We start from the raw sequence: 8,834 nt of genomic DNA on the forward strand, positions 1-8,834 counted from the left end.
TACGCTGGCCACCGCCGCATGACAATCGGTGTCCACGATCACGGGGAAGGCCCCGTCCACATGGGCCTGGGAGCACGCCAACTGCCCCAGGTGTTGGGGCAGTTGCGCAAGCGTCACCCGAAGCTGCAGGTGACTCTCCACGAGGAACCCGATCCCGCGGACATGGAACGACTGGTCCGCCAGGGAACCCTCGACATGATCCTCGTGCACCGCTTCCCCGCCGGGTGCACCTTCGACACTCACCATCTGGGCGAGGAGGCCTATGTCGCCGTCCTGCCGAAGGGGCACCCGCTGGTCTCGACCGGCACCGCCCTGCGCCTGGAAGACCTGGCGTCAGAGGGGTGGATCCGGTTCCGGCGCGCCAGTCTGCTCGACGACTACCTCGCCCGCCTGCTCGCCGACGCGGGCCTCAGCCCGCACACGGTGGCCCGAACGTCGCAGATCTCCACCGCGGTGCGGCTCGTGGCGCAGGGCTTGGGCGTCACCGTGGTCCCGGCCTCGGCCATCCCCGAAGGCTTCGAAGAACTGGCCTGCCCCCTACTGCCCTCCCTGACCGAGCCCGTTCTCGTCGGCGTCCGGCGCAATCCGGGTTCGGCAGAAGCAGCCATGCTCGACCATCTCCACCAGCAGAACTGGTGCGGTACAAACCTCCTCTGCCAGCCCGCAACTGAGTGAGCGTCACGTCCACAGTGCCCCGATGTGCAACGACTTCGGTCCCCGAAGCGCCCTTCATGATGCCGCGTCCCAAACGCGTCCCGTGGTGGGGCGGCGGCCCGCCGAGATCTCCCCACCGACGCGCACGATCGACCGCTCGGGCACGGTCACGCCCTCGGCGCGCAGCACCTTCCGGAAACCCCGGGTACGTTCCGCCGAGGCGATATCGCCGCGTAGGTGATGCCGTCCACACGCCGGTCAAGGAGTTCCGCGACGGCGCAGACCACGGGCCCCGGGGTCGGGGCGGTAACCCGGCTGAGCGGCGGCCTGCCGGATGCGTCCCCGGCACCACCCTCGCCGTCCGCCGCCCTCGCCCAGCCCCCCTGTCGATCACCATCCACCCGATCGGCGGCCCCCCCATCCATCCCTTAACCCCTCTTACATCCACCGCATCGCATGCACCAGCCCCCACCCCCCCAGCGCCAGGACCACGCCGGTCGCGAGCGACGCGCCCCACGCGTACCGCGGTTTGAGCTCGGTCGCCTCACCGGTGGCGGGGGCCACACAAGGTTCGAGCCACAGGAAGGTGAAGAATCCGAACCCGGTGGTCAGGCAGATGGTGAACCACACCCCACGGTTCTTCACCCGCTGGTATCTGCGCGGCAGAGCGTAAGCCGCGATCAGCACGGCGACCCCCACGCCGGCCGCGGCCCAACTCAGGGCGGTGGACCGAAGGAAGAGCGGATAGCTCGCGGGCAGCAGAACGCTCAGGCCGCCTGGTTCACGGTCGGTGCGCCAGTCCCGGAACGGGAGATCCTTGACGCGCATGCCCGCCTTGGCCGCGATCGCGTCTTCCACGGCCGCGACTTCGTGGTCGCCGACCTCGCCCGGTACCTGGGTGCGCAGTTCGCGGTAGATCAGTGGAGCCGTCTCCCAGAGCAGGTTCACTCCGCGATCGTCGTACGCGATCTCGACCACCGGAGGCCGGTCCGACCGGAGGGCCTTCACCAGGTCGTCCTGAGTACTCGGAATCGGGAACTCCTGGCACAGGTACGCCACGTACGACACGAACAGGAGTGACAGCGCGACGAGCCGTGCCGTCCTGGCCAGCAAAGTCGCGGGGTCGACCCGCCTCGCGACCTCGGAGTCACTGGACACGAACCGTCACCGTCCCGTAGAACTCCTGCGCGATGCTGGCGAAGGCATGACCGGAGGGAACGTCCTTCACCAAGGGGGCATGCGTCAGGGAGGATACCCCGGTCTTGTTGTACGAGGCGAAGGCGACTGTGAAGGAGCGGGATTCCTTCGACTGTGCGATCACCTGGTATTCGATGTTGTAGCTGCCGAGGAAGGCGGCGGGAGTTTCGCTTCCGGCCCCGCCGTCCGTGAGCATACCGAGCAGGTCCTTTCCGATATTCGACTTCGCGTCCGCGTGATCCGCATTGCCTCCGAGTTCACTCGCCGGGGCCGCGAATCCCGCTCCGATGATCTTCCGCGCCAGGTTCGCCATGATCTGCTTGTGGGACGCGTCCATCATGAGGTCCTGGGTCAACGGACTTCCGTCATCGAAGGGGATGTTGTTCACATCGCCCTTCCCGTCGGCCCACAGCGCCAGGATGTCCCGCCAGCTGAGCTGCGAAGACTGGCCGCTGAGGTAGTTGCACGCGGCGGCTTCGCCGCTGTTGACCGAGGCACCCCGAGTGCACGGGCGGGTGTTTCCCGCGGTGGCCAGGATGTATTTCTGCAGCTGAATGGCGAGCTGTTTGTGAATACCGGACTGCTCTCCGCTGACGAGGGTGTCCAGAGCCTGGACGCAGCTGCCGTTGCAGCCACCACCGCCACCACCACCGATGTACGTCGAGCCCCCGGTCGGGTCAGCGGTGCCGTCGGGGAAGGAAGCAGCGCAGTAGATGTCAGGGTCGCTGCATTTGTCGCCCTTGTGGCCGCATTTCAGGCCGCCGCACGGGTCGAGCCCTGAGGGGTCGCTGAAGTTGGTCGGGTTGTTGAGGGAGTAGGTGTAGGCGTTGAGGCCTTGGGGATCGTACGGCTTGGTCAGTGGGTCCGTGCTCAGGAAGCGGCCGAGGGTGGGGTCGTAGGCGCGGGCGCCGAGGATGTCGAGGCCGGTGGAGTCGTCCTCGGTTTTGCCGAGGAAGCCGCGGTCGGTGCTGGTGGGCAGCGATGTACTGCCTCGTTGGGCGCCGAAGGGGAGGTATTGGCGACGGGTCGCGGCGCCGGTGGTCGCGGCGATGGTGAGCTGGCTGGAGTTCTGCGCGTTCGACATCAGCCAGGTCAGGGTGCCGTTACCGGTGCCGGCGACGCGCATGGCGCAGGTGGAGGTGGCGTCGCTGTAGTAGCGGGTGCCGATGGGGGTCGAGCCGCTGGTGACGGCCTTGTGGAATTCCTGGCCACCGAGGTAGAGAACGGTCTCGGTGGGGGCGGCCCGTTCCAGGAGGTTGCCGTCGGCGTCGTAGATGTTGCTGGTGGTCTTGTTGCCGCCGGTGGCATGGACGGTGGTCTGGACGAGCTGGCTGAGCGGGTTCCAGGCGTAGTCGGTGGAGATGCCGGATTCGGTGCGGGACTTCATCCGGCCGTCGGCGTCATAGCTGTAGGTGTCGGTACCGCCGGCGGTGACGATTTTGGTGACGCCGTGCGGCTGGGCGGCACCCGCGGTGTAGGTCGACTGGTCGGCGGAGTAGCCGGGGTAGACGTAGTCGCGGACGGCGGCGCCGGCGGAGGTGGTGCTGGTGACCTTCTGCAGGTTGCCGATGCCGTCGTAGGTGTAGTCCTGCTGGTAGGGGGACAGGGTGGTGCTGGTCAGGTCCGGGGTGAACGCGCCGGAGCAGCCGGTGGAGGCTTCCGTGGTCCAGGCCCGGGTGAGGCGGTTGAGCTCGTCGTAGGTGGAGCACTCGCTCTGACCGGTGAGGTTGTCCTTCAGCGCGGTGGTCTGGCCGGCCGCGTCGCGCGTGTAGGTGTCGTTCTGGACGGTGCCCTTGGTGCTGGTGGTCGTGGTGATGTTGTTCAGCCAGCCGGTGCCCGTCGCGTCGTCGTAGGCGTAGCTGCGCTGCGCCGTCGTCGTGGTGCTTGCGGTGGTGCCGTAGGTGCGGCCGGTCAGGCGGCCGAGGGTGTCGAAGTTGGTGGCGTCGACATATGTGGTGCCCAGCGAGCCGGTGACCTTGGTGGGCAGACCGAGGCCGTCGTAGGCGGTGGTCACCGTCTCCTCGGGCAGCCCGCCGAGGGCGGGGTAGTGGACGCTGGTCTGGTGCCCGGCCGCGTCGTAGCCGTAGTCGTACGTGTAGGTGCCGGCCATGCCCATGGTGTCGCTGGGCAGCGTGTACGTGGTGCCGGTGGGTCGGCCGTTGACGTCGTACCCCTTGACCCCGGTCGTGTACGCCTTGCCACCGGAGTACGAGGTGGCCGTCGCGGGCTTGCCGAGACCGCCGGCAACCGTGTCGTAGGTGCGGGCGGACAGTACCGTGCTGCCCTGGCTCACGGTCAGGGGCCGGTCGAGGTTGTCGTACGTATAGGTGACCGTGGTGTTGGTTCCGTCGGTCGCGGTCAGGACATTGCCGTTGTCGTCGTACGTGGTCGACGAGGAACCGGTGTTGGTGGCTGGGTCGGTGGTGGCGTCCGGGTCGGTGGTCGTCTTGCGCTCGCCGGCCCAGTCGTAGGTGTAGCTGGTGATGTTGCCCTTGGCGTCGGTGATCTTCGTCAGCTGCCCGGAGCGGTTGTACTCGTAGTTCGTGTGGTAGGTCGATGGGCCGAACTCCACCACTTCGGTGGTCTGGCCGAACACGTCGGTGTACGTGTTCGTCCGCTCCCCCACCGGCGGGATGGTGGTGGTGTAGTCACCGTGGTAGTTGGTGATCGTCTGGCCCTGGATCTGGGCGTTTCCGTTGACCAGGATCCGTGACTGGGTGGTGCGCCCGGCGTAGTCGATCAGCAGGTCGGTGTAGGACGGCAGCGAGGCAACGGTCGGGTTCACCATGCCGGAACCGGCACTGCTGGTGTTGTAGAACGGGGCCGAGGTGCCGGTGACGTTGCCGGAGGTGTCGTACCGGGTGGAGACCACCGTGCGGCCGGCGCCCCCTGGGGCCGTCGTCTGGGTCTCGCGGGCCCGGCCCAGACCGTCGATGTAGGAGTACGAGGACACGTACGTGGCGCCGGACTGCAGGCTCTCGCTCTTGATCACGGGCGGTGCGTCGGTACGGTTCACCAGGTAGGGCACGCCATCGGAGTTGGTCGCGGTGGTGATGGTGTACGTGTACCGCATCGACGGTGTGGTGCCGGCGCTGTAGCCGCCCATCTCGGTCGGCTTCCACACGGCCGAGACCCGTCCGACGGAGTCGTGGTCCACGCGGGCGGTCTGCCCGTTGGCGTCCAGGATCTTGTACGGGCTGCCCCACAGCCGTGAGTACCAGGTGGTGGTACTCGTCGCCGCCGCCGAACCGGCCCCGTCCGGGTCCGGCGTGGTGACCTTCACTCCGCTGGTCGGCCAGGACGTCTCCGGCGAGTACGTCGTCGTGGTCGTGTGGTACGCCTTCTCCGCGGCGGCACCGGCGTTGCCCTTGGCGTCGGTCGTGGACCGGATGCGGCCGGCCGCGTCGTAGGTGTTGGTGACCGTCCGGGAGTGCGTCGCGTCCAGGTCGGTGATCGCGGTGGTGACATTGCCGTCGGTCGGCTTGTCGGTGGCCAGCGACGTCGCCCCGTCGTACAGGCTGATGGTGTCGCTGTCGATGTTGGCGCTGGTGCGGCCGGCGCAGTCGCTGGCGTGGTGGATCGTCTCGTCGAGGAGGACCATCCACCGTTTCACGTCGGAGCCGGGGAACGTGTCGGTGTTGTAGGCCCGGCCGTAGACCGTGCACCTCTCGTCGTTCGTGACCGCGTTGTCGCCCATGTCCTCGGTGCGCACCGGCAGACCGTAAGTGGTGCTCACGGAGGAGGAGTTGTCGTAGACGTTGTTGACGATGTGTCTGCGCCAGTTCCCGCCCGAGACCAGGTCGTCCGTGGTGGTCGTCGATTCCCGCACGAACCGCGCGTCGGGCAGCCCGTCGTAGGTGGCGGTGTCGTAGGCCCAGTAGGTGTGCCACGCCCGCTGGTGCGACTGACCGGTGCCGTCGCGCCGGCTGGACTCCAGCACATAGCCGTCCAACCAGGGGTGGTCGGCGTAGGTGGTGCCGTTTCCGTCGCTCACGTTCACGGTGCGCGTCTTGGAGGAGTCGGTCTTGGAGGTGCGGTCGCCGTCCAGGCCGCGGTACAGCCAGTAGTACGTCGAGGCCGCGTTGTCCTTGGTGCCGGTGAAGACCTCGACCTGCTGGTAGCCGCGCCAGTCCGACCAGGACTCGTCGCTGTCCGGGGTCAGCGGGTCGTTGGGGAAGGCCCAGCCCGCGCCGCCGTTGTACTCGTACGTGGTGGTCATCACCGGGTCGCCGTCGTCGTCGGCGCCCTTGCCCACACCGGCGTCCGAAGTCACCTTGGTCACCAGGTACTTCTTGAACCAGCCGGAGTGCTCGCTCGTCTCGCCTTCCGGTGTCCATGTCTGTTTGAAGCAGTCCTGCGTGTTCGAGGACTCGCTCGGCAGGTTGTTGATGTCACAGGCGTCCGGCTGGGAGTAGGTGACATCCACGAAAGATCCCAGGTCGCCGTGGACCTCGTTGACCCGCCGGAAGTTCAGCAGACTCGCGCCGACCTGGTTGTCCTTCCACTCACCGTTGAAGTTGATGGTGGGCAGGGTGATGTCGGGGCCGTCGCCGTACCCCTTGCGCTCGACGTAGTCCAGCCACAGCTGGTTGCCGATGGTGCCGGAGGGATCGGGCAGGCCGTACTTCATCTGGTACTGCATCGCCGGATCCCAGGCCGAGGTGTCGGTGTCCCGCACCCAGGTGTGGATGTCCCACAGCATGTCGGTGGAGAAGAACGTCGGCGAGTACGTGACTCCGGAGATGCTCCTGCAGGAGTCGTCGGCCGCGGTGCCGTCGCAGATCAGGTCGGTGGGCACATCGGGGTAGGAGTCCGGGTGGCCGGAGAGCGACGGGCAGTCCGACACCGCGTTCTTCAGCGGATCCGTCTCCGACATCCGCTCCACGCACCGGCCCACATGGGAGAGCGTCACCTCGGCCGGCAGCTGCGCCCCCGTGATCTGCGACGCCCACCCGTACTCGATCCGCGTGAGGTACGAGGCCGCGTCATACGCGCGCGCCTTGTCGGTGGAGATCACCGAACGGTAGTGGTTCTGCTGCTTCTCGTAGAAGTACGAGGTCTCCACCTCGTTGGCGTCCACCACCCGGTCCAGGTTCCACCGGTAGGCCTGGGTGCACGGCTCGGGGAACTGGGAGAAGCACGGCTCACCGGAGTTGTTGCCCACCACCGGCACGGTCAGCACCGAGTGGGTGTACTTGTCCCAGTTGGCGTCCGGGTCCGTGCGCTCGGAGCGACCCCAGCCGAAGTAGTAGCGGGTGCCGTCCTGGGCGGAGATGACCCAGTACTCGTCGTCCGCGCCGTGCCCGCCGGTCAGGTGCTGCACCCGCCAGCCCGGATCGTCCTGCACGTGGTACGACCCGGTGCCCGTGTTGTCCTGCACCAGCTCGGAGTTGACCCCGTTCAGGCTGATCACATAGACAGCGCCGTCCGGCTCCTTCGCGGTGTTCGGGGAGTCCCAGCACAGATCACCGACATTGGAGACGCCGTCCTGGCTGCAGTTGCGGTAACGCCGCTCGATGTAGCCGATGTTCAGATCCCAGCCCAGACCCGCCCAGGACGCCTGCGTGTTGTCTGCCGACGTCAGACCGTCCACCGCCTGCGAGTTGTACGACAGCGACAGCGACGGCGCCGAGCCCGCCGGAGGTTTCGGCAGCTGGATCGGCAGGTTGTAGGTGAAGGCACCCGAACCGGTGGACACATTCCACGCACCCGAGGGACTCAGCGACGACGCCCGGTAGTCCCCCGCGTCCGACGAGGATCCCGAGGCCACCGCGTACACCGTGCCCGACGACGTGGATGTCGCCGCCAACGGCGCCGATCGCGCCAACTGAGTCGACGCGCCCGAGGCCTCGCCGTCCAGCGACCGCTGCCCCAGTAGCGCGCCCGCCGGGTCACCGTCCGCCTGGACCGTCGCGGTCAGAGTCCCGCTCTTGACGTCATTGGTCGCCGCCACGACCTTCCGGTCGCCCGGCGAACACCCCTTGGCCTTGGGTGTGGTCAGCGCGCACGCCGGAAGCTTCACCAGCCGCAGCCGCGAGGCGAAGTTACCGCCGTAGGCGTTCTTGAAGCCGGAGTAGTCCAGCGTGACGCGCACCAGGCCCGCAGCCCTGACGCCGTCCTTGCGGGTCAACTGGACGCCCAGCCCGACACCGCCCGCCGGGGCCACCGCCTTGCGGTCCAGCACCTCGACGTCCACCGAGGCGGGCGCCGCCGACTTCGCCTTGGCGGCCCCGGAGCCGCCCAACACGCCTGACTCCGGCGCGTTCTTCAGCAGGTCGCGATACGCCGCCGGCCCGACCGACACCACGGCGGCCTTCGCGTCCACGGTGCTCCCGGCCGCGTCGACCACCGCGCCGGACGGCGCCACCGCCAGGGCCTTGCCCGGCTTGACACCGTTCAGGTTCACCAGGGCGCCGGTCGACTTCGGCCACGCGGACTTGGCGGGCTTGGTGGGAGTCGGGTCCGACTCGTCCCTGCGGACTGCTGACGCGGTTCGCGTCGGCACCGCCGGCGTCCGCTTGACGTGCGGCTTTGCCGATTGCGACGTCGACTGCGGCGAGGCCACCGCCGGCACTCCGGACAACAGACCCGCCATCAGGGCACCGGAAACGACCAGCACCAAACTCTTCAACCGCGACGACATCGCGTCCCCTCACCAGACATGGCACGCGGCCGCGACAGCGCAGGCCCCACCCCGAGAAAACTTCACAAAGCGCCCTGGCCGACCTGCGTGTCTCACTCGAAACCCACAGGTCGGCCACAAGACCGGAGCGGAACTTAACCAGGAGCAAACATCCAGGGAAAGATCAACGAAACGGACATTGAATGCCAGACCAGACCAAGCCCCGGCAGAAGTAATTACGTGACATGCGTCACACGTGCTGTCTACACGGAACGGTCAACAATCCGGGCTGGCGTCACCGGATCACCTGATGCTTCAATCCCCCCTCACAACCAAGGAGAAGCTCCCAGGGGGGAAGAAG

The 8,834-nt window shown here is 67.5% G+C and carries 3 protein-coding genes; 1 reads left to right on the forward strand and 2 read right to left on the reverse strand.

Annotation, left to right across the window (positions count from 1 at the left end):
- Window positions 1–60: 60 nt before the first annotated feature.
- A complete protein-coding gene (locus tag ABZT17_RS44300) occupies window positions 61–675 on the forward strand; it encodes a LysR family transcriptional regulator substrate-binding protein (RefSeq protein ID WP_356357860.1) in 615 nt (204 codons plus the stop codon).
- A gap of 417 nt (window positions 676–1,092) precedes the next feature.
- Here the strand turns inward: ABZT17_RS44300 and ABZT17_RS44305 are convergent, their stop codons facing one another.
- Window positions 1,093–1,812 (reverse strand): hypothetical protein, encoded by a 720-nt coding sequence (locus ABZT17_RS44305; RefSeq protein WP_356357861.1) that lies wholly within the window; start codon window positions 1,810–1,812, stop codon window positions 1,093–1,095.
- Window positions 1,802–8,356: an RHS repeat-associated core domain-containing protein gene (locus ABZT17_RS44310; RefSeq protein WP_356357862.1), complete on the reverse strand. Its 6,555-nt coding sequence runs from the start codon at window positions 8,354–8,356 to the stop codon at window positions 1,802–1,804. The genes ABZT17_RS44305 and ABZT17_RS44310 overlap by 11 nt, the downstream gene beginning before the upstream one ends.
- Window positions 8,357–8,834 lie beyond the last annotated feature (478 nt).

Origin of the sequence: Streptomyces sp. NPDC005648, from assembly GCF_040605395.1 — a bacterium.
Lineage (GTDB): Bacteria > Actinomycetota > Actinomycetes > Streptomycetales > Streptomycetaceae > Streptomyces.

Bases quoted from the DNA above. Each gene is read 5' to 3' on its own strand.
- ABZT17_RS44300 (WP_356357860.1), top strand. From the start codon at position 61: ATGGGCCTGGGAGCACGCCAACTGCCCCAGGTGTTGGGGCAGTTGCGC.